Source organism: Caulobacter sp. S45, assembly GCF_009765965.1.
In the GTDB taxonomy this organism is placed as follows: Bacteria; Pseudomonadota; Alphaproteobacteria; order Caulobacterales; family Caulobacteraceae; genus CAHJWH01.
On the sequence record NZ_LMUL01000017.1, the window covers coordinates 348,413 to 370,734 of the forward strand.

The 22,322-nt window shown below is 67.8% G+C and carries 26 protein-coding genes and 1 tRNA gene; 18 read left to right on the forward strand and 9 right to left on the reverse strand.

Annotation, left to right across the window (positions count from 1 at the left end; genetic code table 11):
- Positions 1–113: 113 nt before the first annotated feature.
- Positions 114–1,244: a hypothetical protein gene (locus tag GSQ87_RS21430; protein WP_158918565.1), complete on the reverse strand. Its 1,131-nt coding sequence runs from the start codon at positions 1,242–1,244 to the stop codon at positions 114–116.
- Between the two features lie 173 nt (positions 1,245–1,417).
- On the opposite strand from GSQ87_RS21430, the gene GSQ87_RS21435 reads away from it, so the two are divergent.
- Positions 1,418–1,579 (forward strand): hypothetical protein, encoded by a 162-nt coding sequence (locus GSQ87_RS21435; protein WP_158918567.1) that lies wholly within the window; start codon positions 1,418–1,420, stop codon positions 1,577–1,579.
- A gap of 32 nt (positions 1,580–1,611) precedes the next feature.
- Here GSQ87_RS21435 and GSQ87_RS21440 read toward each other — a convergent pair whose 3' ends face one another.
- Positions 1,612–2,400, reverse strand: a complete 789-nt coding sequence (locus GSQ87_RS21440) for an arginyltransferase (RefSeq protein WP_158918569.1) — start codon at positions 2,398–2,400, stop codon at positions 1,612–1,614.
- 137 nt (positions 2,401–2,537) lie between these two features.
- Positions 2,538–3,431 carry a flagellar motor protein MotB gene (locus GSQ87_RS21445; protein ID WP_158918571.1) on the reverse strand — a complete coding sequence of 298 codons (894 nt, stop codon included), beginning with the start codon at positions 3,429–3,431 and terminating at the stop codon, positions 2,538–2,540.
- 113 nt (positions 3,432–3,544) lie between these two features.
- Between GSQ87_RS21445 and GSQ87_RS21450 the strand changes: the two genes are divergently transcribed.
- Together GSQ87_RS21450 and GSQ87_RS21455 are read left to right on the forward strand one after the other, a co-directional pair.
- Positions 3,545–4,402 carry an NAD(P)-dependent oxidoreductase gene (locus tag GSQ87_RS21450; protein WP_158918573.1) on the forward strand — a complete coding sequence of 286 codons (858 nt, stop codon included), beginning with the start codon at positions 3,545–3,547 and terminating at the stop codon, positions 4,400–4,402.
- 22 nt (positions 4,403–4,424) lie between these two features.
- Complete coding sequence (locus tag GSQ87_RS21455; RefSeq protein WP_158918575.1) at positions 4,425–5,585, forward strand: epoxide hydrolase family protein; 1,161 nt, start codon at positions 4,425–4,427, stop codon at positions 5,583–5,585.
- A gap of 61 nt (positions 5,586–5,646) precedes the next feature.
- On the opposite strand, the gene GSQ87_RS21460 is transcribed toward GSQ87_RS21455, so the two are convergent.
- A complete protein-coding gene (locus GSQ87_RS21460; RefSeq protein ID WP_254063188.1) occupies positions 5,647–5,970 on the reverse strand; it encodes an MmcQ/YjbR family DNA-binding protein in 324 nt (107 codons plus the stop codon).
- A complete protein-coding gene (hemB, locus tag GSQ87_RS21465) occupies positions 5,967–6,974 on the reverse strand; it encodes a porphobilinogen synthase (protein ID WP_158918577.1) in 1,008 nt (335 codons plus the stop codon). Before hemB ends, GSQ87_RS21460 begins: the two co-directional genes overlap by 4 nt.
- Before the next feature lie 124 nt (positions 6,975–7,098).
- Between hemB and GSQ87_RS21470 the strand changes: the two genes are divergently transcribed.
- The gene (locus tag GSQ87_RS21470; protein WP_158918579.1) at positions 7,099–7,881 is read left to right on the forward strand and encodes a class I SAM-dependent methyltransferase; all 783 of its coding nucleotides are present in this window, start codon (positions 7,099–7,101) and stop codon (positions 7,879–7,881) included.
- A 203-nt stretch (positions 7,882–8,084) separates the two neighbouring features.
- A complete protein-coding gene (gene hemA / locus GSQ87_RS21475) occupies positions 8,085–9,320 on the forward strand; it encodes a 5-aminolevulinate synthase (RefSeq protein ID WP_158918581.1) in 1,236 nt (411 codons plus the stop codon).
- Positions 9,321–9,448: 128 nt separating this feature from the next.
- Here hemA and GSQ87_RS21480 read toward each other — a convergent pair whose 3' ends face one another.
- On the reverse strand, positions 9,449–9,913 hold the full coding sequence (locus GSQ87_RS21480) for a MucR family transcriptional regulator (RefSeq protein WP_158918583.1): 465 nt from the start codon (positions 9,911–9,913) through the stop codon (positions 9,449–9,451).
- 178 nt (positions 9,914–10,091) lie between these two features.
- Between GSQ87_RS21480 and glyA the strand changes: the two genes are divergently transcribed.
- Genes glyA through GSQ87_RS21505 form a run of 5 tightly spaced genes read left to right on the forward strand, consistent with a single transcriptional unit; the run spans position 10,092 to position 13,863 of the window.
- On the forward strand, positions 10,092–11,399 hold the full coding sequence (gene glyA, locus GSQ87_RS21485; RefSeq protein ID WP_158918586.1) for a serine hydroxymethyltransferase: 1,308 nt from the start codon (positions 10,092–10,094) through the stop codon (positions 11,397–11,399).
- A gap of 44 nt (positions 11,400–11,443) precedes the next feature.
- Complete coding sequence (gene nrdR / locus GSQ87_RS21490; protein WP_158918588.1) at positions 11,444–11,911, forward strand: transcriptional regulator NrdR; 468 nt, start codon at positions 11,444–11,446, stop codon at positions 11,909–11,911.
- Positions 11,908–12,387, forward strand: coding sequence for a transcription antitermination factor NusB (gene nusB / locus GSQ87_RS21495; RefSeq protein ID WP_158918590.1), 480 nt, complete (start codon positions 11,908–11,910; stop codon positions 12,385–12,387). The genes nrdR and nusB overlap by 4 nt, the downstream gene beginning before the upstream one ends.
- Entirely contained in the window at positions 12,293–13,384 is a 1,092-nt protein-coding gene (gene thiL, locus GSQ87_RS21500) for a thiamine-phosphate kinase (protein ID WP_158918592.1), read from the forward strand. Before nusB ends, thiL begins: the two co-directional genes overlap by 95 nt.
- Positions 13,385–13,440: 56 nt before the next feature.
- On the forward strand, positions 13,441–13,863 hold the full coding sequence (locus tag GSQ87_RS21505) for a hypothetical protein (protein ID WP_158918594.1): 423 nt from the start codon (positions 13,441–13,443) through the stop codon (positions 13,861–13,863).
- A 168-nt stretch (positions 13,864–14,031) separates the two neighbouring features.
- Here the strand turns inward: GSQ87_RS21505 and ppa are convergent, their stop codons facing one another.
- Positions 14,032–14,562, reverse strand: a complete 531-nt coding sequence (ppa, locus tag GSQ87_RS21510; protein WP_158918596.1) for an inorganic diphosphatase — start codon at positions 14,560–14,562, stop codon at positions 14,032–14,034.
- Positions 14,563–14,846: 284 nt separating this feature from the next.
- Here ppa and GSQ87_RS21515 point away from each other — a divergent pair, with 284 nt between their 5' ends.
- The gene (locus GSQ87_RS21515) at positions 14,847–17,006 is read left to right on the forward strand and encodes a sodium-translocating pyrophosphatase (protein ID WP_158918598.1); all 2,160 of its coding nucleotides are present in this window, start codon (positions 14,847–14,849) and stop codon (positions 17,004–17,006) included.
- Positions 17,007–17,196: 190 nt separating this feature from the next.
- On the opposite strand, the gene GSQ87_RS21520 is transcribed toward GSQ87_RS21515, so the two are convergent.
- Positions 17,197–17,697 (reverse strand): outer membrane protein assembly factor BamE, encoded by a 501-nt coding sequence (locus GSQ87_RS21520; RefSeq protein WP_158918600.1) that lies wholly within the window; start codon positions 17,695–17,697, stop codon positions 17,197–17,199.
- Positions 17,698–17,809: 112 nt separating this feature from the next.
- On the opposite strand from GSQ87_RS21520, the gene GSQ87_RS21525 reads away from it, so the two are divergent.
- The 7 genes from GSQ87_RS21525 to GSQ87_RS21555 all read left to right on the forward strand — a co-directional run bounded on the left by GSQ87_RS21525 (position 17,810) and on the right by GSQ87_RS21555 (position 22,161).
- Positions 17,810–18,349 (forward strand): ubiquinol-cytochrome C chaperone family protein, encoded by a 540-nt coding sequence (locus GSQ87_RS21525; protein ID WP_254063190.1) that lies wholly within the window; start codon positions 17,810–17,812, stop codon positions 18,347–18,349.
- A 7-nt stretch (positions 18,350–18,356) separates the two neighbouring features.
- The gene (locus GSQ87_RS21530; RefSeq protein WP_158918602.1) at positions 18,357–18,908 is read left to right on the forward strand and encodes a DUF177 domain-containing protein; all 552 of its coding nucleotides are present in this window, start codon (positions 18,357–18,359) and stop codon (positions 18,906–18,908) included.
- Positions 18,909–19,022: 114 nt separating this feature from the next.
- Entirely contained in the window at positions 19,023–20,087 is a 1,065-nt protein-coding gene (plsX, locus tag GSQ87_RS21535; protein WP_256375907.1) for a phosphate acyltransferase PlsX, read from the forward strand.
- Positions 20,084–21,061: a beta-ketoacyl-ACP synthase III gene (locus GSQ87_RS21540; protein ID WP_174241482.1), complete on the forward strand. Its 978-nt coding sequence runs from the start codon at positions 20,084–20,086 to the stop codon at positions 21,059–21,061. The genes plsX and GSQ87_RS21540 overlap by 4 nt, the downstream gene beginning before the upstream one ends.
- A 170-nt stretch (positions 21,062–21,231) precedes the next feature.
- Complete coding sequence (locus tag GSQ87_RS21545; RefSeq protein WP_158918606.1) at positions 21,232–21,561, forward strand: integration host factor subunit alpha; 330 nt, start codon at positions 21,232–21,234, stop codon at positions 21,559–21,561.
- A 5-nt stretch (positions 21,562–21,566) separates the two neighbouring features.
- Positions 21,567–22,028, forward strand: a complete 462-nt coding sequence (locus GSQ87_RS21550) for a MerR family transcriptional regulator (RefSeq protein ID WP_158918608.1) — start codon at positions 21,567–21,569, stop codon at positions 22,026–22,028.
- A 56-nt stretch (positions 22,029–22,084) separates the two neighbouring features.
- A tRNA-Pro gene (locus GSQ87_RS21555) sits at positions 22,085–22,161 on the forward strand.
- A gap of 19 nt (positions 22,162–22,180) precedes the next feature.
- Here GSQ87_RS21555 and GSQ87_RS22965 read toward each other — a convergent pair.
- Positions 22,181–22,322, reverse strand: a 142-nt coding sequence (locus GSQ87_RS22965; RefSeq protein ID WP_158918610.1) for a DUF2842 domain-containing protein, incomplete at its 5' end; no start/stop codon positions are given.

Genomic DNA, 22,322 nt, shown 5'->3' on the forward strand with positions numbered 1-22,322 from the left:
GTCCGCGACCCTAGTGGAATGTGATAAGCGGCCGGTTAACCTGAGAAAAGTTGGCCGATGCAATCAGCGGACGTAGGCGCGTTCCCCGTTTCGAGCCGGGGCGCCCTTTTCGTCTACATGAGGATGGGCGTCAGATTCCGCACGGCCTGGCCCTTGAGCTGGATGCGCAGGCCGCTTTCGAAGTCGCGGAAGATGTTGGCCAGTTCCTCCGCGGCGACGGTGGTGCTCTGGCGTCGTGGGAACCTGTACTGCCAGAAGCTGATGATGTGATCGACCGCCGCCAGCTCCTCGCCAAGCTGGGTGAAACGGGCGGGCGCCTGCAGCAGGAAGTCGCGGAAGCCCTGTCCGTCGCCCCGGCTGACCAGGCCATTGTAGGCGACGTCGTACAGGCGAAGGGTGTGGGACACGTGGCGGCAGGCGGTGCCGACCGCCGAATGGATGTTGGCGCGGGCCGACGAGATGTAGGACTGGGTGTCGTGCGTGCCGCGCGTGGCGGGTCGGATCGAGGCGACCTGGGCGGTGACTTCGCTGACGCTGGGCGCCAGCGCGGTCAGCTTCCATTTGTAATAGAGGAAGGCCTTCCAGCAGAACATGCACTCGGCGAACTGCTCGGCGTCCAGGTGCAGGACCTGGCGCAGGGGTTGGAGCGCCGCATCGTCCGCATTGGTCAGCAGTTTCTGCGCCAGCACGCCGCCCCGGTGCCCGCTCAGCTCGCCAAAGGCGATGTCCACCAGGGGTTGGATTTCCGCCTGAGCGAAGCTGAGCATCTGCGCGGTGTCGGAGGTCGACACGTTGAAATAGCAGGGCGCCACGTCGAACTGTCGCCGCCGCAGTTGTTCGCGCAGCAGGAACGGGTCGAACGATGGGATTTCGTTCAGGAAGGCCAGCATCTGCAGGTCGTGGCAGGCGGGGTCGGTCAGGCCCAGGTCCCATTCCATCATGCCGGCGTAGTCGCGCTGGCCGACGAAGAAGTACTTGGCGCCGGCGCGCAGGTTCTGGTGGTCGATCGGCAGCAGCACCTTGGTGGCCGAGGCGCGGGTCTCGGCGAACATCTCCAGCTCGTTGCCGCGCAGGTGATGCTTGACGATCAGGCTGCGGTTCAGCGCCGGGGTCTGGAAGAAGGGGCGGTTGCGGAAATCGGCGTCCTTGCGGTTGGCCAACGCCACCTGACGCAGGTTGAGCACGCGCCCTGTAGAGGCGCTTCCTTCCAGAAGCGACAGGTTGCGAACGCCAGGACTACTCATGCCGGGTACACCATCTCGAACCCATCTAGACGACGATGGGTTGAGGGCGGGTTATCGTGGCCGACTTTTGCGCGAAGAACCTAAATGACAGTTTTAAGCTGTCCCCCCGTGAGAGGGCTTCCAGAGAATCGGGCCGCCTGTCATAGGCTCACCGCCTAAGTTGGAGTGCGTCCATGGGCCAGATCATCGGCAGTGAAGTTGGACGGCGTTTCAGCCCCGGCTTCGCGTCCATCAGCATCCAGCCGGCGCGTCGTCGGCGCTTCCCGCGCTGGGCCGCCCTGGTGGGCGTGGCCGGCGTGGCGCTGAGCGGCCTGTTGCTGTTCCTGGGTCGCTGAACCCATAGGCGGGGAACGCAGAGCGAAGACCCTCAACCCGGTTCGGACCCCGGTCCCGGCAGGCCCTCGTTGGCTTGGCGCTCGCGCTGGGACAGTAGCCGCCAGCCGCCGGGCCGTAGCACTTCCAGCGGATTGAAGCGCGCCTTGTAGGCCATCTTCACGCTGCCCGAGACCCAGTAACCTAGATAGACATAGGGCACGCGGGCGGCCTGGGCCTGGCGCACATGGTCCAGGATGACGAAGGAGCCGAGGCTCCGACGGGCCAAGGCCGGGTCGTAATAGCTGTAGACCAGCGACAGCCCGTCCTTGAGCATGTCCACCAGCGCGCACGCGATCAGCTCGCCGGGGCCGCGATCGTCGGAGGGCAGGCGGTACTCGATCAGGTGGGTGCGGACCGCGGTGTCTTCGACCATGGCCACGTAATCCGCCCAGACCATGTCGGCCATGCCGCCTTCCGAATGGCGGGCGAGCAGGTAGCGTCGGAGCAGTTCGAACTGCTCCAGCGTCGCCTCCGCCTCGACCAAGTGACGTGACAGGTCGGCGTTGCGATCCAGCACCCGGCGCTCCGAGCGGGCGAACGGGTAGTCCTCCACCGGGATGCGCGCGGAGACGCAGCTGTCGCAGCCGTCGCAGGCGGGGCGATAGGCGATGTTCTGCGACCGGCGGAACCCGACCTCGGTCAGGGTGTCGTTGATGACCGGACCTTCGGTCAGGGGCAGGTGGGCGAACACCTTCCGCTCGCTGCGGCCGGGCAGGTAGGGGCATGCCGAGGGCGCGGTGAGGAAGAAACGGAGCTGGCGCGTGGCGAAATGGTGCGTCACGGCCAGGACGGAATCAGAGCGGGCGGGCGATCTGCCATAATCAGGATTTGGGACCGGCCAAGCCGGCTGCGCAAGGGGCGCGATGACGCTGACACCGCCCTGTGATCGGGCTGGATACGCGCCTTTGGGCGCGACCGTCAGGCATGGTCTGGCGGCAGCACCGGCTTCTCCCTCAGCAGGGTGATGGCGATACGGCGGTTGCCGGGGAGGGTCGGGTCGTCGGGATAGAGCGGGTCGGACGTGGCCTTACCCGAGACCTGGTAGATTCGGTCGGCGTCCACGCCCGATTCCTGCAGGATATTGCGCGAGGCGTTGGCGCGGGCCGAGGACAGCGCCCAGTCGTCGCCACCCTTGGCGCCCACGGTGGTGCTGGTGTGGCCAGCGACGGTGATGCGGTTGTGCAGCTGGTTGATCACCTTGGACACCGCGCGCAGCAGCAGGCGCGCGCGGTCGTTGGGCTTGGCTGATCCCTGCTCGAACATGGACCGGCCCTCCTGGTCCACCAGCTGGATGCGCAGGCCCTCGGGCGTCTCGTCCACGATCACCTGCTTGGACAGCTCCGCCAATTCCGGCATGTCCTGCAGCGCCTGGCGCAGGGATTCCGCCGCGCTCTTGAAGTCTTCCTCTTCCTTGCGGGCCTGCGCCTCCTTGGCCGCCTTGGCGGCGTCGTCGGCTGCTGCGCTGGAGGAAGATTTGCCGGCCTGCAGGGTCTTGGGCGCCTCGGGGGCGAGCTGCTTCATGGCGGAGGTCGAGCCTTCGCTCTTGGCCCCCACGTCGCCGAGCCCGGTGCCGCCGAGGATGCCGCCCGAGCCGCTGGTGGTGGCCGAGACGCTGGCGGGGGCGAAATAGTCGGCGATGCCGCGCTTCTGCTCGGGGCTGGTGGTGTTGATCAGCCACATCAGCAGGAAGAAGGCCATCATCGCGGTGACGAAGTCGGCGTAGGCCACCTTCCACGCACCACCGTGGTGGCCGCCGCCGACCACCTTCTTGACCTTCTTGATGATGATCGGCGCGTTGTCGCCGTAAGCCATCGCTCAATCCCACCCGTTCGAGGCCTGCTTAGGGGCGACAGCGTTAAGATGCGGTTGCACGCCCCGCTCGCGGCGCTTACCCAGCCTGGTCTGCTCGTTTCGGAGGCTTCCCCATGAAAGTCGGCTTCATCGGTCTCGGCGTGATGGGTGCGCCCATGGCGGGGCACCTGGCCACGGCCGGCCACACCCTGTCGGTGTTCAACCGGAGCTACGCCAAGACCGAGCGCTTCGTCGCCGATCATGGCGGGCTGGCCGCGCAGCAGATTTCCGAAGCCGCCCAGGGCTGCGAGGTGCTGGCCCTGTGCGTCGGCAATGACGACGACGTGCGCCAGGTGGTGCGCGAGGCGCTGGACCATCTGGCCCCGGGCGCGGTGATCGTCGACCACACCACCACCTCGGCCAAGGTGGCGCGCGAGATGGCCGAGCACGCCCAGGCCAGCGGCCGCCATTTCGTCGACGCCCCGGTCTCCGGCGGCCAGGCCGGTGCGGAGAAGGGCGCGCTGACCATCATGTGCGGTGGCGACGAGACGGCGTTCGAGCGGGTGAAGCCGGTGATCTCAGCCTACGGCAAGACCATCCAGCGCATCGGCGACAGCGGCGCGGGCCAGCTCGCCAAGATGTGCAACCAGATCTGCATCGCCGGCGTGGTCCAGGGCCTGGCCGAGGCGGTCCACTTCGCCGAGCGCGCGGGCGTGGACAGCGGGCTGGTGCACAGTGCGATATCGAAGGGCGCCGCCCAGTCCTGGCAGATGGACAACCGCTGGGGGACCATGGTCGAGGGGAAGTTCGACTTCGGCTTCGCGGTCGACTGGATGCGCAAGGACCTGGGCCTGGTGCTGGACGAGGCGCGCACGAACGGCGCTCAGTTGGCGCTCACCGCGCTGGTCGACCAGTTCTACGCCGAGGTGCAGGCCATGGGCGGCCGCCGGTGGGACACGTCCAGCCTGGTGGCGCGGTTGGAGCGGGAGTAGGGCGAGCCGGAGGCGTCCGGTCGTGGAACTGCGCCCCTTCAAGATCCAGATACCCGACGATCAGCTCGAGGATCTGAAGCGCCGTCTTCGCGGAACGCGGTGGCCTGACCAGATCCACGGTCTGGGCTGGGAGGACGGCTCGGATCTGGGATTTCTCCGGCGGCTCACGGATCATTGGCTGGGCGCGTTCGACTGGCGCGCCCATGAGGCGAGGCTCAATCGGCTTCCCCAGTACATGGCGAAGGTGGAGGACGCCGAAATCCACTTCGTTCATCAGCCGGGACGGGGGCCGGCGCCGCTGCCGCTCGTCATCACCCACGGCTGGCCCGGCTCCTTCGTCGAGATGGAGCATGTCATCCCGTTGCTGACCGACCCGGCGGCCCATGGCGGCGATCCCGCCGACGCCTTCCATGTGGTCGCGCCCTCCTTGCCCGGCTTCGGCTTCTCTCCGGCGCCGATGACGCAGGGCGTGAGCTCTCGTCGCATCGCCGAGTTTTGGCGGGGGCTGATGGAAGGGTTGGGCTATGAGCGCTTCTGCGCCCAGGGGGGCGATATTGGCGCCGGCGTTTCGGCCTGGATGGCGCGGCTGTTTCCCCAGACCGTCATCGGCGCCCACCTCAACTATATCCCCGGCAGCTATCGCCCGGCGCTCGGACCGGCGCAGCCCCCCATCACCGAGGCGGAACAGGCCTTCCTCGATCGTGGCGCGAAGTGGGCGGCCTCGGAGGGCGCCTATGCATTGCTGCAAAGTACGAAGCCGCAGACCCTGGCCTATGCGCTGACGGACTCCCCGGTCGGGCTCGCCGCCTGGATCGTCGAGAAGTTCCGGAGTTGGAGCGACTGCGACGGCGACGTGGAAAGCGTCTTCAGCCTGGATGCCCTGCTCACCGACATCAGCCTCTATTGGTTCAGCGGGAGCGTGGGCGCCTCGCTGCGCCTCTATAAGGAGAACAGGCTGGCGCCCCTGACATTCGAAGCGTCGGAACGCGTGAGGCCGCCGCTCGGCGTCGCCCTGTTCCCGCACGAGCTGTCGACGCCGCCGCGGTCCTGGGTCGAACGCAGCTTCAACGTCGAGCGCTGGACCGCCATGCCCAGAGGCGGCCACTTCGCCGCCATGGAAGAACCGGCCCTCCTCGCAGAGGACATCCGCGCCTTCTTCCGTCCGTTGAGGGAGCGGGCATGACGGCTTTGGTTTCGCCAATCGACTGCATGGGAGCGGTTATAAGGAGGTAGTAACCCAATCCTCACCGCCGCCGCTTCGACGCCGTCACATTCCGGTACGACCGGCCCAGCACATCACGCGCGGTGGCTTCATCGATGCGGTCCAGCGTCAGATGGGTCGAGCCGTTGCGGCCCCAGGCTCCGCTGGCGGGCGTGAACAGGTCCGGTTCCGCCTCCATCAGCATGGCCTGTTCTTCCGGCAGCAGTTTCACCACCGGCCGTCCTGTCGCGCCGCCGAGGGTGGCGAAGATCTTGCCGTTCACCCGGAAGTCCGGATTGCCCATGTGGGACCGCTCCTCCGCGCCCGGCATGGACAGGGCCAGCCGGCGGAAGTCCTCCGCCGTCACGCTCCCAGCATCCGCGCCGCCCTCGGCGCGAAGTAGGTGATCACCCCCGCGCAGCCGGCGCGCTTGAACGCCTGCAGGCTTTCCAGGATCGCGCGGTCCTCTTCCAGCCAGCCGTTCTGGGCCGCCGCCATCAGCATGGCGTACTCGCCCGAGACCTGGAAGGCGAAGGTGGGCACGGCGAAGGCCTCGACCACCCGGCGCACGATGTCCAGATAGGGCATGCCCGGCTTGACCATCACCATGTCGGCGCCCTCGGCGATGTCGAGCGCCACTTCGCGCAGGGCCTCGTCGGTGTTGGCCGGGTCCATCTGGTAGGTCTTCTTGTCGAACTGGCCGGCGCCCAGCTTGGCCGAGCCGATGGCGTCGCGGTACGGGCCGTAGAAGGCCGAGGCGTACTTGGCCGCATAGGCCATGATCATCACGTCCTGGTGGCCGGCCTGCTCCAATGCGGTGCGGAGCGCCCCGACGCGGCCGTCCATCATGTCGGACGGGGCCAGGATGTCGCAACCGGCCTCGGCCTGCATGACGCCTTGCTTGACCAGCAGCTCGACCGTGGCGTCGTTGAGGATGCGGCCGTGCTCCAGCACCCCGTCGTGGCCGTGGCTGGTGAAGGGGTCCAGCGCCACGTCGCACATGATCCCGACCTCGGGCGCCGCATCCTTCATCGCCCGGACCGCGCGGCAGATCACCCCGTCCGGGTCGTGGGCGGCGGTGCCCCGGTCGTCCTTCTTCACCCCGTCGATGAAGGGGAAGACGGCGATGGCGGGTACGCCCAGCGCGCGGGCTTGCCGAGCCGCTTCGGCCGCGCGGGCGACCGACATCCGCGCCGTACCGGGCATGGAGGCCACCGGGATTTCCGCCTCCTCGCCCTCGTGCACGACGATGGACCAGATCAGGTCGGCCGGGGTCAGCACGCTCTCGCGCACCAGGCGGCGAATCCAGTCCTGCTGGCGCAGGCGGCGGGGACGGAGCGCGGGATAGGCGGCGAGCGGGGCCTTGCTCATGGCGGTGTGGTATCCTGCGGCTGGGCTGGATCGGTTCAACCCCATCGTCGCCCTCACGACAAGCCGGCGCGGGGCTGTTAAGGAAGTCCGCCGAGGGCTGGAAGAGCCTAGGGGAGGACCCACGATGAACATCCGCATCCTATTCGCGTCCGTCATGGCCGTCGGCCTGGCTGGCGGCGCCCTGGTCCAATCGAGCGCGGCGCAACGGCCGATGGGCGCTGTTCCGCCCTACGTGCTCGCCGCTGTGGCCGATCCCCAGCGCCCCGACAAGGATCGCGACCGCGACGTGGACCGCAAGCCCGCCCCGGTGGTGGCCTTCTCCGGCCTGAAGCCTGGCGACACCGTGGTCGACCTGATCCCGGGCGGCGGCTATTTCACCCGCATCTTCTCTCGCGTGGTCGGGCCGGCCGGCAAGGTCTACGCCCTGGTGCCTGCGAGCCTGGCGGCGGTCGCGCCCCAGGCGGTGACGGCGGCCAAGGCGGTGGGGGCCGAGCCCGCCTACGCCAACGTCACCGTGCTGGTCGAAGGCGTCGGCCAGCTTTCAGCCCATGCCCCGATCGACATGGTGTGGACCTCGCAGAACTATCACGACCTGCACGGCCCCAAGCTGCCGCCCTCCACCGCGCTGGACATCGACAAGGCCGTGTTCGCCGCGCTGAAGCCGGGCGGACTCTATGTGATCGAGGACCACGCCGCCGAGGCCGGATCGGGTCTGCGCGATGCGGGGACGTTGCACCGGATCGACGTCGCCGCCGTGCGCGACGAGGTGACTTCGGTCGGCTTCGTGCTGGTGGGCGAAAGCCCGGTCCTGCACAACCCCGCCGATCCCCATACCGCGCGGGTGTTCGACCCCTCGATCCGCGGCCACACCGACCAGTTCCTCCTGAAGTTCCGCAAGCCGGGCTAGGCCCTGGCCCGGCGGGTTGGACGTTTCGTCCAGTCGACGCTGAAAACAGGGCGAGAGAATACAAGCCCGATCAATAGGCGTCGTCTATTATCCTAATCGAAGAACTCCGTTGGCCTCCGGCCCGTTCATGGGTCTATGAGGCTGCGGAAAGCGAAACGCGCCCCGGTCTTGTCCACAGGGGTAGCGAGGCATAGAAGGCCGAGATGACCGAGCGAGACTATCGGGCCGCATTTCGCACCGCCGTGGAGCAGGTGCGCCAGGAAGGCCGCTACCGCGTGTTCGCCGACCTGAAGCGGCACTGCGGCGCCTTCCCGCACGCCACCTGGACCTGCGACGCCGGCGTCGAGCGTGAAGTGGTGGTCTGGTGTTCCAACGACTATCTCGGCCAAGGCCAGAACCCCATCGTGCTGGCGGCCATGCAGGACGCCATCGCCACCTACGGCTCGGGCTCGGGCGGCACGCGCAACATCTCCGGCACCAACCACCTGCACGTCGAGCTTGAGCACGAGCTGGCCGACCTGCACGGCAAGGACGCCGCCCTGCTGTTCACCTCCGGCTACGTCTCCAACGAGGCGACGCTGTCGAGCCTGTACAAGATCCTGCCGGGCCTGATCATCTTCTCCGACGCGCTGAACCACGCCTCGATGATCGCGGGCATCCGCCATGGCGGCGGCGAGCGCCGCATCTTCCGCCACAACGACCTGGAGCATCTGGAAAGCCTGCTCAAGGCCGCGCCGGCCGACGCGCCAAAGCTGATCGCGTTCGAGAGCGTCTATTCCATGGACGGAGACATCTCCGACCTGGCCGGTACGGTGGCCCTGGCTAAGCGCTACGGCGCCTTGACCTATCTGGACGAGGTCCATGCGGTGGGCATGTACGGCCCGCGTGGGGCCGGCGTCGCTGCTCGCGACGGGGTGATGGACCAGATCGACATCGTCGAGGGCACGCTGGGCAAGGCGTTTGGGGTCATGGGCGGCTATATCGCCGCCGCCTCGGAGCTGGTCGATGCGATCCGGCTCTACGCCTCGGGCTTCATCTTCACCACCTCGCTGCCCCCCGCGCTCACCGCCGGGGCGCTCGCCAGCGTGCGCTGGCTGAAACAGCACGACGAGATGCGGATCCGCCACCAGGAACGCGCCGCCACCCTCAAGCGCCGCTTCAAGGAGGCCGGCCTGCCGGTGATGGAGTCGAGCAGCCACATTGTGCCGGTGCTGGTCGGTGATCCGGTCCACTGCAAGCTGATCTCGGACCTACTGTTGGCCGACCACGGCGTCTATGTGCAGCCGATCAACTATCCCACCGTGCCGCGCGGCACCGAGCGCCTGCGCTTCACGCCAACGCCCTTCCACGACGACCGGATGATGGACGATCTGGTGCGCGCCATGAACGGGCTGTGGACCCGCTGCAACGTCAAGCGCATGGGCGGCGTCGCGGCCTGACCTGTTCGTGCTTCGAGCGCGCTACGCGCTCCTCAGCATGACGAAGCTACTGAAATTCAGATACCCTCGTCATCCTGAGGAGCCCCAAAGGAGCGTCTCGAAGGACGCAATACTGTCTCGCTTACCCGTCAGGTCCCGGCCGCCGTGCGCGCGGCGCGGGACTGGCCGCGGACGCCCCGGCCCAGGCCGATCTGGCGGGCGAACTCGGAGCGGCGGGTGGCGTAAGACGGCGCCACCATGGGGTAGTCGGGCGCTAGGCCCCAGCGGCGGCGGTATTCCTCCGGCGTCAGGCCATAATGAGACGTCAGATATCGCTTGAGCATCTTCAGCTTCTTCCCGTCCTCCAGGCAGACGATGTAGTCCTGCTGGACGGAGCGGCCGATAGGTACGGCGGGCTTGGGCCGTTCGACCGGCGGCGCGGGTGCAGGCTGGCCGAGCTGGCCGAGCGCTTGGCGTACCGATTTGACGATCTCTGGCACTTCGGAGGGAAGCGCTCTGCTGTTGGCGAGGTAGGCGGCGGCGATCTCGGCGCTCAGGCGCAACAGCGTCGCGTCCTGCAAGGTGGCGTCGTCGTCGGATGAGGGCGTTGTCATTCCGGTCCCGTCGTAAAATCCGTTGCGGCGCCGGCCTTCGCCGACGCCCATTTGAGCCCCCCGTGCAGAACCAACCCCCTATTGTGCTCAAGGGTTCCAAGGAATGCGGGGTCCGGCGTTGTCGTGACGACGCTGTGGGCTTAAGAACGGCGCCTTCAGAGCCTTGCGAGTCGCCGCCATGTCCGAAACCCTGACCGCCCCGCGCGCCGACGTCCGTCAGCAGGGTTTTTTCCAGACCGACCTGCAGCAGGCGGACGCGGAAATCTTCGCCTCGATCCAGCGCGAACTCGGCCGCCAGCAGCACGAGATCGAGCTGATCGCTTCTGAGAACATCGTGTCGAAGGCCGTGCTCCAGGCCCAGGGCTCGGTGATGACCAACAAGTACGCCGAGGGCTATCCGGGCAAGCGCTACTACGGCGGCTGCGAGTATGTGGACGAGGCCGAGCGCCAGGCCCAGTCGCGCGCCAAGCAGCTGTTCGGCTGCACCTACGCCAACGTCCAGCCCCACTCCGGCGCCCAGGCCAACCAGGCCGTGTTCATGGCCCTGCTCAAGCCCGGCGACGTGTTCGTCGGCATGGACCTGGCGGCCGGCGGCCACCTGACCCACGGCAGCCCGGCCAACTATTCCGGCAAGTGGTTCAAGCCGGTCACCTATGGCGTGCGCCCCGACGACCACTTGATCGACTACGACGCGTTGGCCCAGACCGTGCTGCAGGAAAAGCCGCGCCTGATCATCGCCGGCGGCTCGGCCTATAGCCGCCACATCGACTTCAAGCGCTTCCGCGAGATCGCCGATACGGTGGGCGCCTATCTGATGGTCGACATGGCCCACTATGCGGGCCTGATCGCGGCCGGGGTCTATCCCAGCCCGATCCCCCACGCCCACGTCTGCACCACCACCACCCACAAGACCCTGCGCGGCCCGCGCGGCGGCATGATCCTCTCCAACGACGAGGACCTGGGTAAGAAGATCAACTCGGCGGTCTTCCCCGGCCTCCAGGGCGGCCCGCTGATGCATGTGATCGCCGCCAAGGCCGTGGCCTTCGGCGAGGCGCTGCGGCCGGAGTTCAAGACCTACGCCCAGGCGGTGATCGACAACGCCCGCGTCCTGGCCGCGACCCTGAAGGACGCGGGGATGGACATCGTCTCAGGCGGCACCGACAGCCACCTGATGCTGGTGGACCTGCGGCCCAAGGGTGCGACCGGCCGGGCGGCCGAGACGGCGCTGGGGCGTGCGGCGATCACCTGCAACAAGAACGGGGTTCCTTTCGACACCGCGTCGTTCACCGTCACCTCGGGCATCCGCCTGGGCACGCCTGCAGCCACCACCCGTGGCTTCGGTCAGGCGGAGTTCCGCAAGGTGGGCGAGCTGATCGCGCGCGTGATCGACACCGTGGCCGGCGATGAGCAGGGCGATGCGGTGGTCGAGGCCGCCGTGCGCACCGAAGTGCTGGACCTGACGTCCCGCTTCCCCATCTATAGCTAGACGGCCGAAGCGCTCGGCCAACCATAAGTTGGGGATTAGCCAGGGTGCGTTGCCCGTTCTGCGGCCATGCCGAAAGCCAGGTGAAGGACAGCCGTCCGTCCGAGGACAATGCGGCCATCCGACGCCGCCGTTTCTGCCCGGAGTGCGGCGGCCGCTTCACCACCTTCGAGCGGGTGCAACTGCGCGAGCTGACCATCGTCAAGCGCTCGGGCCGGCGCACGCCGTTCGACCGTGAGAAGCTGGTGCGCTCGGTCTCTATCGCGCTGCGCAAGCGCCCGATCGACCAGGAGCGCAGCGAGCGCATGGTTTCGGGCATCGTGCGCCAGCTCGAAAGCTGGGGCGAAACCGACATCCCCTCGTCCGTGGTCGGAGAGATGGTGATGAAGGCGCTGAAGGGCTTGGACGAGGTGGCCTATGTCCGCTACGCCTCGGTCTACCGCGATTTCCGGGAAACCCAGGATTTCGCCCGCTTCCTCGGTGAGGAAGGCTTGAACGAAGAGGTGGACGCTTGAACGCCGACGTCACTCCGGCGCCCGCGCCGCGCCCCGGCCGCCAGGCCCGCTCCGTCGCCCGGCTCGCCGCCGTGCAGGCCCTCTATCAGATGGAGGTGGCCGGCGTCGGCGTGGAGGCGGTGGTGCGCGAATTCACCGATCACCGTTTCGGCGGCGACATCGAGGGCCAGCGCCTGGCCGAGGCGGACGAAGCCTTCTTCGCCGATGTGGTCCGAGGCGTGGTCGCCGAGCAGGTGGCCGTGGACGCCCTGATCCGCCGTCGCCTCGCCGCCAACTGGAAGCTGGAGCGGCTGGACGCCACCGTGCGGGCCATGCTGCGCGCCGGCGCCTGGGAGCTGCTGCGCCGGCCCGACACTCCGACCGAGGTGGTGATTGACGAGTATGTGGACGTCGCCAAGGCCTTCGTCGACAGCAAGGAACAGGCCTTCGTCAACGGCGCCCTCGACGCGGTGGCCCGCGACGCCCGCCCGGCCTGAGGCCAGGCCCGATCCGGTGGGAGACGAGTTCGACCACATCGCCCGCGATCTCCGGCCCCTGACCTTCGGCGCGCCCGAGGCGCTGGACCTGCTGGACGACGCCGCCGTGATCCCCTCGCGGCCAGGCTTCGATCTGGTCGTGACCAAGGACGCCATGGTGGCCGGCGTCCACTTCCTGCCCGACGATCCGCTCGATCTGGTGGCGCGCAAGCAGTTGCGGGTGAACCTTTCCGATCTGGCGGCCAAGGCGGCCGAGCCCTACGGCTACTTCCTGGCCATCGCCTGGCCGCACGGGACCGGCGAGGGCGCGCGCGCGCTGTTCGCCGCCGGATTGGAAGCGGACCAGCGGCGGTTCGGGCTGAAGCTGTTCGGTGGCGATACGGTGTCCACGCCCGGGCCCCTGACGCTGTCGGCCACCCTGCTGGGCTGGGTTCCGGCTGGGGCCATGGTGCGCCGGGCCGGTGCGAGGCCGGGCGACCGGGTGCTGGTCTCGGGCGTGATCGGCGATGGCGGGCTGGGGCTAAGGGCGGCTTTGGGGACCCTGGCGGATGCGTCGCCGGAGGATTGCGCCGCGCTTGCCGAACGATATCGCCTGCCCGAGCCGCGCCTTGCGCTGCGCCAAGTCCTGCGCCGCTGCGCCAGCGCCGCGGCCGACGTCTCCGACGGCCTGCTGGCCGACGCGGGTCATGTGGCCAGGGCGTCCGGGGTCGGGATGCGGCTCGATCTGGATCGCTTGCTGTTGTCGTCCGCCGCCCAGGCATGGTTGATGCGGCAAGATGATCTGGCTTCCGCCCTGGCCGAACTCGCCAGCCTGGGCGACGACTACGAGGTGGTGCTGACCACGGCCGCCGATCGCGCGCATGAGGCGGTCGCTCTGGCCGCCGAGGGGGGCGTGGCGCTCACCGACATAGGCGAGGTCGTCGAGGGCGAAGGGATCGCCGCAAGCTTTCGCGGGGAGCCGTTGCGGATCGAGCGCATGGGATGGACCCACCAGTAACGCTTGGCGTCCATGTCGCGCTTGCCCGGCGCGCGCGGTCGACGGAAACTCGCCCGATGCGCATACGCCTGTTCGCCGCCGCCGCGGCCTGTTTCCTCCTCGCCTATCCGCTCGGTGCGACCGCGGCCGAACCCAAGGCCAAGGGCAAGGCGGAGCCGCCCGCTTTCGAGCTGAAGCCGATCGGCTTTCCGGTCGTGGTGAATGGAGAGCTGGTCAACTACGTCTTCGTCATCATGAAGCTGACGCTGAAGCCCGGACAGGACCCGGTCCCGTTACATTCCCGCGAGCCCTATCTGCGCGACCTGTTGGTGCGTCAGGGCTCGCGCGTTCCGTTCAACCGGCCGAACGACACGGCGCATCTGGACGATGTGCGGTTGAAGGCTGCGGTCCTGGATGCGAGCCGCACCGTGCTCGGGGTTGGCGTGGCGACCAGCGTACAAATCGTTTCGGAGACGCCGCAACACGTTGGGCCGCAGTAGCTAAGCCATTGTCCCTCTCCCCTTGCGGGAGAGGGAGGGCCCGTTGCGCAGCAATGGGAGGGTGAGGGGCCGATGGGCGCTCACCACATAACGCGGCGAGACCCCTCAACCCTCCCGGCTCCGCCGGGCCCCTTCCTTCTCCCACAAGGGGAGAAGGAGAGAGGAGAGCTACTCGCCCTTCGCCCGTTCGATGCCGGTCAGGATCAGCTCGGCGGCTTCTTCCACGTCGCCCCAGCGGACGATCTCGACCGACTTGCCCTTTTCCAGGTCCTTATAGTGGGCGAAGAAGTGGGCGATCTGCTCGGTCAGGATGCTCGGCAGCGAACGCCAGGACGCCACGTCGGTGTAGAAGGGGTGCAGGCTGTCCACCGGCACGGCCAGGATCTTCTCGTCAGCGCCCTTCTCGTCGGACATCATCAGCACGCCGACGGGACGGCAGCGGATGATGGCGCCGGGAACCACCGGGGTCGGGCCCACCACCATCACGTCCATGGGGTCGCCATCGTCGGCCAGGGTCTGCGGGATGAAGCCGTAGTTGCCGGGGTAGAACATGGCGGTGTGCAGGAAACGGTCGACGTAGAGCGCCCCCGAATCCTTGTCGATCTCGTACTTCACCGGCTCTCCACCTTGCGGGATCTCGATCACCGCGTTGAGGTCGTAGGGCGGGTTGGCGCCGGTGGGGATCTTGGAGAGGTCCATGAATATTCCGCTGTGCAGCAAGCGCTGAAGCCGCCGCTATAGCACGCCTCGCTGTCATGGAAATGCATGCGGCGAACTTTGTGGTGCATTGCAGCATTTGCGAGGTTGAAAGCACCTTTTCTCCCCCTTCGGGTGCGCGGTTGCGCTTCTGTGCAGATTGAGCGAGGCTCGGTCCAAATAAAGCAGGGGCAGGGAGCGGCGAGGGGGCGGTCGGGGTGCTTCACCCTGCGCGCCGCATGCGTCCTCCGATGCTTCTCAGGGAAGAAACGGGAGGACTGCGCTAGATGAATCCTTTGTTGCTCGTGATCGCGGCAGGTTTGCTCGCTGTCGCCTACGCCATCGCTCAGACCAGCGTGATCCTGCGTCTGCCCGCCGGCAGTCCCCAGATGAAGGAGATCGCCGCGGCGATCCAGGAAGGCGCCTCCGCCTATCTGCGCCGCCAGTACAGCACCATCGCCGTCGTCGGCGTGATCATCCTGGTGGTGTTGGCGGTGCTTCTGGGCGTGTTGCCGGCCATAGGCTTCGTGATCGGGGCGGTGCTGTCGGGAGCGGCGGGCTATGCGGGCATGCTGATCTCGGTCCGCGCCAACGTGCGCACCGCCTTCGCGGCGTCGCTGAGCCTGGACAAGGGGCTCAAGGTGGCGTTCGGCGCGGGGACGGTCACCGGCATGTTCGTGGCCGGCTTCGCGCTGCTGGGCGTGACGGGCTACTACGCCGTCCTGACCGGGCCGTTGGGGCTCGACCCCACCAGCCGCGAGGTGGTGGACGCCCTGGTGTCGCTGGGCTTCGGCGCCTCGCTGATCTCGATCTTCGCCCGGCTCGGCGGCGGCATCTTCACCAAGGGCGCCGACGTCGGCGGCGACCTGGTCGGCAAGCTTGAGGCCGGCATCCCGGAGGACGATCCCCGCAACCCCGCCACCATCGCCGACAATGTGGGCGACAACGTCGGCGACTGCGCCGGCATGGCGGCCGACCTGTTCGAGACCTATGCGGTGACCACCGTGGCCACCATGGTGCTGGCGGCGATCTATTTCCGCGGCTCCGACCATGCGACCGTGACCACCATGATGCTGCTGCCGCTGGCGATCTGCGGGGTGTGCATCATCACCTCGATCTTCGGCGCCTTCTTCGTGCGCCTGGGCAAGGACCGGAAGATCATGGCCGCCCTCTACCGGGGCCTGATCGCCACCGGGCTGCTGTCCATCGTCGGGGTCTGGTGGGTGATCCACACCCTGGTCAAGGCCCCAATCGTGGTCACCACCGGCACCGGCGCCCTGCTCACCTCCACCGTCATCGACGCCAACCGGCTGTTCTGGTGCGGGATCATGGGCCTGCTGGTCACCGCCGCCATCGTGGTCATCACCGAGTACTACACCGGCACCAACTTCCGCCCGGTGCAGTCGATCGCCAAGGCGTCGGTCTCCGGCCACGGCACCAACGTCATCCAGGGCCTGGCGGTGTCGCTGGAGTCCACGGCCCTGCCGGCGCTGGTGATCATCGTCGGGATCGTGGCGAGCTACATGCTGGCCAACCTGTTCGGCGTGGCGATCGCGGTGACCACCATGCTGGCCCTGGCCGGGATGATCGTGGCGCTGGACGCCTTCGGTCCGGTCACCGACAACGCCGGCGGTATCGCCGAGATGGCGGGCATGCCGGCCGAAGTGCGCATCTCGACCGATGCGCTCGATGCAGTGGGCAACACCACCAAGGCGGTGACCAAGGGCTACGCCATCGGGTCTGCGGGCTTGGGGGCGCTGGTGCTGTTTTCGGCCTACACCCAGGACCTGCACTTCTTCGCAGATCCGGCCAACCAAGCCCGCTTCCCCTTCTTCGCCGACATGGGGATGGTGACCTTCGACCTGTCCAATCCGTTCGTGATCGTGGGCCTGCTGTTCGGCGGCTTGCTGCCCTTCCTGTTCGGCGGGCTATCGATGACGGCGGTGGGGCGCGCGGCCGGAGCGGTGGTCGAGGAGGTCCGTCGCCAGTTCCGCGAGATTCCTGGGATCATGACCTACGAGGCCAAGCCCCAGTATGGGCGCGCGGTCGATATCCTGACCCGCGCCGCCATACGCGAGATGATCGCGCCGAGCCTGCTGCCGGTGTTATCGCCGCTGGTGCTGTTTGGGGTGGTCCTGGTGCTGGCGGGCAAGAGCAATGCGTTCGCCGCGCTCGGCGCGATGCTGATCGGGGTGATCGTCACGGGGCTGTTCGTGGCCATCTCGATGACCTCTGGCGGCGGGGCGTGGGACAACGCCAAGAAGTACATCGAGGAGGGCCATTACGGCGGCAAGGGTTCTGACGCCCACAAGGCGGCGGTCACCGGCGACACCGTGGGCGATCCCTACAAGGACACCGCCGGTCCCGCGGTGAACCCGATGATCAAGATCACCAACATCGTCGCCCTGCTGCTACTGGCGGTGCTGGCGCGGCGCGGGGTTGGCTGAGGCGAGCCGATCCTCCTCACTTGTCATCCCGGAAAGCGCGTCTGCGCTTATCCGGGACCTGGGGGCGGTGCGCACAACTCCTGGGTCCCGGCTCTCCGCTTCGCTGCGGCCGGGATGAGGGAGAAGGGAGTGCGTGGCTGAGAGGGCGGGGCGCTTAGCCGATCAGGCCGTCACCCAATCGCGACGGACGTCAGTAATGCCCGCCACCGCCGCCGCCGGTGCCCGGCCGCTGTTGGCCGGGGTCGTAGTCCTGGGGCAGCATGCCGCCGCCACGGCCGATATTGCCGAGCAGTTGCTCCAGCCAGTTCAGCTCGCGACCACGGGTCGGGGTTTCGCGGCCGTCATAGGCGATCTGATAGCCGTCCTTGAGGAACAGCTCCTTCACGTCCACCACCTTGTCCGCCTTGTCGAAGGTGATGGCGACCACGTCGCGCTTCTGGACCCTGGGCGTGTAGAAGACGTATTTTTCGGTCGTCTGGTTGATGTAGTACCAGGTGTTGTTGTCGAAGGCGCCGCTGGTGGTGGGCGAGCCAAGCTTGGACAGGACGCTGGCGCGGGTGTCCGCCCCGGCCTTGATGTCCTGCGGCTTGTTGTCCACGGCCTGGAAGCCCTGGGTCGCCATGGTGGGCGCGCAGGCGCTCGCGCCGGTCAGGCACAACGCGATGGCGACGGCGACGGTGGAACGGGACATTTAACACTCCGAACGCCGCCCGCGGCGACGATGTGGCTTTGACCTAACGCGCGCGCGGACCTAGTTCAACGGAAACGCAGGTTAGCCGATTGTCGCGGCGGAGACGAGGCGGATGATGTTCGAGAGATGGTTCCCGCCCCGCCCGGCCGTGGCGGCGGGACGGGCCCTGTACAAAAGCCTGTCCACACAGGCGCGCCAACCCGCGCTTTATCTGCAGGCGGGCGTGCCCGACACGGTGGAAGGCCGCTTCGAACTCTATGTCCTGCATCTGGTGCTGGTGCTGCATCGGCTGAAGGGGCAGGGCGCCCAGGCGTCGGAAACCTCGCAGGCCGTGTTCGACACCTTCCTGAGCAATCTGGACGAAGGGCTGCGCGAGATGGGCGTCGGCGACCTGTCGGTCGGCAAGAAGATGCGCAAGCTGGGCGAGGCGGTCTACGGCCGGATCAAGAGCTACGACCGCGCTCTGGCCGAGGGCGCCGACCCGGCCGAACTCGCCGTGGTGATTCGCCGGACGGTGCTGCGCGATCAGGAGGGACCTGGCGCTGAGATGCTGGCGGCCTATGTGCGCAGGGTGGAGGCCGATATCGCCGCCCAGCCCCTGTCGAATATTTTACAGGCCGAACTCAACTGGCCGCCGTTCCAGAGCGTATAATCCTTTCATGAGCGTTTCTTCGACCCCTTGGTCCGTCATCGTCAGGCTCGCCGAGGTGCAGCGGGGTTCGCCCGTTGTCGACCTCGCCGCCGACGCCGAGCGGTGCGCCGCCCTGGCCAAGCAGTTCGGCCTGGTCGAGCTGAAGCGCCTTTCCGCCGAGGTCCGCCTGGTTCCCTGGCTGGACGGCGCCGAGCTTCGCAGCCGCTGGAGCGCCGACATCGTCCAGATCTGCGGTCTTACGGTAGAGCCGTTCGAAACCGCGCTCCGTGGCGAGTTCACGGTGCGTGTGGTCCCCGCCGACAGCCCAGCGGCGGGCGATCCGGAGGCCGAGGTCGCCGACATCGATCCCGAAGCCGAGGATCCGCCGGACGTGCTGGAAGGCGACGCGATCGATGTCGCGGCCTATGTCGTCGAGCATCTGGCGCTCGAAATCGATCCGTTCCCCCGCAAGCCCGGCGCAACGTTCGAGCCGCCGCCGGAGGAGCGCCCGGTCTCGCCCTTCGCCGTGCTGCAGGGATTGAAGGGGGCGGACAAGCCCGAGGGCGATGAAAAGGCGTGATCCTGTGCGCTTGCATCGCGTAGGACGCGCGCTATCGTCCGGCCCGCATCGGGCCAGCCCCGCATGTATCCCGGCGTCGGCGGTTCGGCGCTTGCAAGGACTACGTCTGAGCCCGTGCCCGAACGCCTCGTGATTTCCATCGACGCCATGGGTGGGGACCACGGCCCCCCCGTCGCCATCGCCGGCGCAGCCCTCGCGCTGGAGCGTATGGCGGGACGCGACGTGTCCTTCCTGCTGCACGGCGACAAGGTCCAGATCGAGGCCGAGGTCGCCAAGCATCCCGCCCTCAAGAGCCGCTGCGAAATCCGCCATACTGACCTGGTGATCGCCGCCGAGGAGAAGGCCGCCCAGGCCTTGCGTCGGGGCAAGGGCTCCAGCATCTGGAACGCCGTGGACTGCGTTAAGCGTGGCGAGGCCTCGGCCGCGGTGTCCGGCGGCAACACCGGGGCGCTGATGGCGATCTCCAAGCTGCTGCTGCGTATGGTCGGCGGCGTGGAGCGCCCGGCGGCGGTGGCGAGCTGGCCGACGCTGCGGGGCGTGACGGCGGTTCTCGACGTCGGCGCCAACATCGCCAGCGACGCTGCCCAGCTGATGGAGTTCGCCATCATGGGCGAGGCCTTCCACTGCGCCGTCCACGGGCGGCCGGGCGAGCGCACCACGGTCGGCCTGCTCAACGTGGGCTCGGAAGAGCAGAAGGGCAGCGAGGCGGTGCGCGAGGCCCACCGCCTGTTGCGCGCCCACGATCTGGGTTTCGACTACTACGGCTTCGTGGAGGGCAACGACATCGCCATGGGCACGGTGGACGTGGTGGTCACTGATGGCTTCACCGGCAATGCGGTGTTGAAGACGGGCGAGGGCATGGCGCGGTTCTTCACCGCCATCCTGCGCGACACCCTGACCTCCAGCCCCATGGCCAAGGCCGGCGGTCTGCTGGCGGCGGGCGCGCTCAGGAAGATGAAGGCGCGGCTCGACCCCAGCTCGGTGAACGGCGGCCCCTTGCTGGGCCTGAACGGCACGGTGGTGAAAAGTCATGGCGGCGCGGACGCCAAGGGGTTCGCCAACGCCATCAAGATCGCCGCCGACCTGGCCGCCAGCGACTACGCCACCCGGATCGAACAGAATATGGAACGGCTGACCGCGGTGATCGACGCGCGACAGCCTGCGGAGGCCGCCTCTTGAGTGTGATGCGTAGCGTGGTGACGGGTGTGGGCGCGTACCTGCCCGCCAACATCGTCACCAACGACGACCTCGCCAAGATCGTCGACACCTCCGACGCCTGGATTCGCGAGCGGACCGGCATCGTCCAGCGGCACAAGGTGGCCGAAGGCGAAGCGACCTCCGATCTCGCCGTGGCCGCCGCCCGCCAGGCGCTGGAACGCGCGGGGCGCACGCCGGCCGACCTCGACCTGATCATCGTGGCCACCACGACCGGGGACCTGACCTTTCCCGCCACCGCCGCCATCGTCCAGCGCAAGCTGGGCGCGCCGGTGCTGATCGCCTTCGACGTGCAGGCGGTGTGCTCGGGCTTCGTCTACGCCCTGTCGGTGGCCGACGGCTTCGTCGCGCGCGGCATGGCGCGCTGCGCCCTGGTGATCGGGGCGGAGTCGATGACCAAGCTGATGGACTACACCGACCGTGGCACCTGCGTGCTGTTCGGCGACGGCGCGGGCGCTGTGATCCTGGAACCGAGCGAACAGCCGGGGACCACCGCCGATCGTGGCCTGCTCGGCTTCGCCCTGCGCTGCGACGGGACCAAGCAGGACCTGCTCTATGTCGACGGCGGCCCGTCCACCACCGGCACGGTCGGCCATCTGCGCATGGCCGGCCAGCAGGTGTTCCGCCACGCCGTCGTCAACATCGCCGAGGGGGTGGAGGCCGCCGCCGCCGACGCCGGGATCGAGGTGGCGTCGGTCGACTGGTTCATTCCCCACCAAGCCAACCTGCGTATCCTCAAGGGCGTGGCCCATCGCTTGGGGATCGACGAGGCCAAGGTGATCTGCACGGTCGATCGCCACGCCAACACCTCCGCCGCCTCCATTCCGCTGGCCATGGCCGAGGCTGTCGCCGACGGACGCATCCAGCCCGGCCAACTGTTGTTGTTGGAGGCCATGGGCGGAGGTTTGACCTGGGGCGCCTGTGTGCTCCGACTGTAGAGCCGCGATGGCCGCGAGTGGACGCCGTTCATGGCGACGACGGCGCTTTGTCTGACGATAGATCTGGGCTGTGATCGATTATCGCGCTCCAGCAACCTGCGAACCCTTTGACTTGACTTGGCTTTGGCCTCATGCGCCGATGTCGTGAATGAAGGGGGCTGGGCGCATATATGAAAAGTGAAACCCTGACCCGGGCGGATTTGACCGAATCCGTCCACCAGGACGTCGGCCTGACCCGCCAGGACTGCGCGGGACTGGTCGAACGCACGCTCGACCTGATCGCCGAGGCCTTGCAACGTGGCGAGACGGTGAAGCTGTCGGGCTTTGGCGTGTTCCAGGTCCGTGAGAAGCGGGCGCGCATGGGCCGCAACCCCAAGACGGGCAAGCCCGCCGCCATCGATCCGCGCCGCGTCATCAGCTTCCGCGCCTCCCAGATGATGAAGTCCAGGGTGGAGACGGCCGAGATTTCGACGGTCCTGAACGGGGCCGCGGAGGACTGATCGCCATGGTCGTCGCCAAGGGGCCGGACGCGTTTCGCACCATCTCCGAGGCCTCGGACGAACTTGGCGTGCCCCAGCATGTCCTGCGGTTCTGGGAGACCCGGTTCTCCTTCATCCGCCCGATGAAGCGCGCCGGCGGGCGTCGCTTCTATCGGCGCCAGGACCTGGAGGTTCTGGCCGGCGTGCGCACCCTGCTTCACCTACAGGGCTACACCATCAAGGGCGTGCAGCGGCTGCACAAGGAGTTCGGGGTCAAGCGGCTGATCGAAGCGGCCGGCGGCGATCCCGAGGCCGTGGCGATCCTGGAGGCGGAACGCGCCGCCCATCCGGAAACCCCGGACGACGCCTCGCCCCCCGTACCGCTGAGCGAAGGGGCTCGAGTGCGCCTCTATGCGGTTCTGAGCGAGCTCGACGCGGCCAAGGCGCGGATCGACGCCCTGCTTGCGCCATCGATACTGAATTCCTGATCGACCCGAATTCCCGATTGCGTCATCCGCGCTCGCCTCTATAAGGGCGCCTTCGTCGGAGCGTGGCGCAGCCTGGTAGCGCACTTGACTGGGGGTCAAGGGGTCGCAGGTTCGAATCCTGTCGCTCCGACCATCTGTGGTGAAGCCGGGGCTCAGCGGCCCCGGTTCATCCAGCTGATGAATGGGATCAGGGGCAGGCCCCAGCAGATTCCCGCCAGGGCGAAGAACACCAGTCTCAGAGCCGCATTGTCGGGCAGGTGTCCCGCGGCGGTGGCGACGACGGCGGCGTAGGCG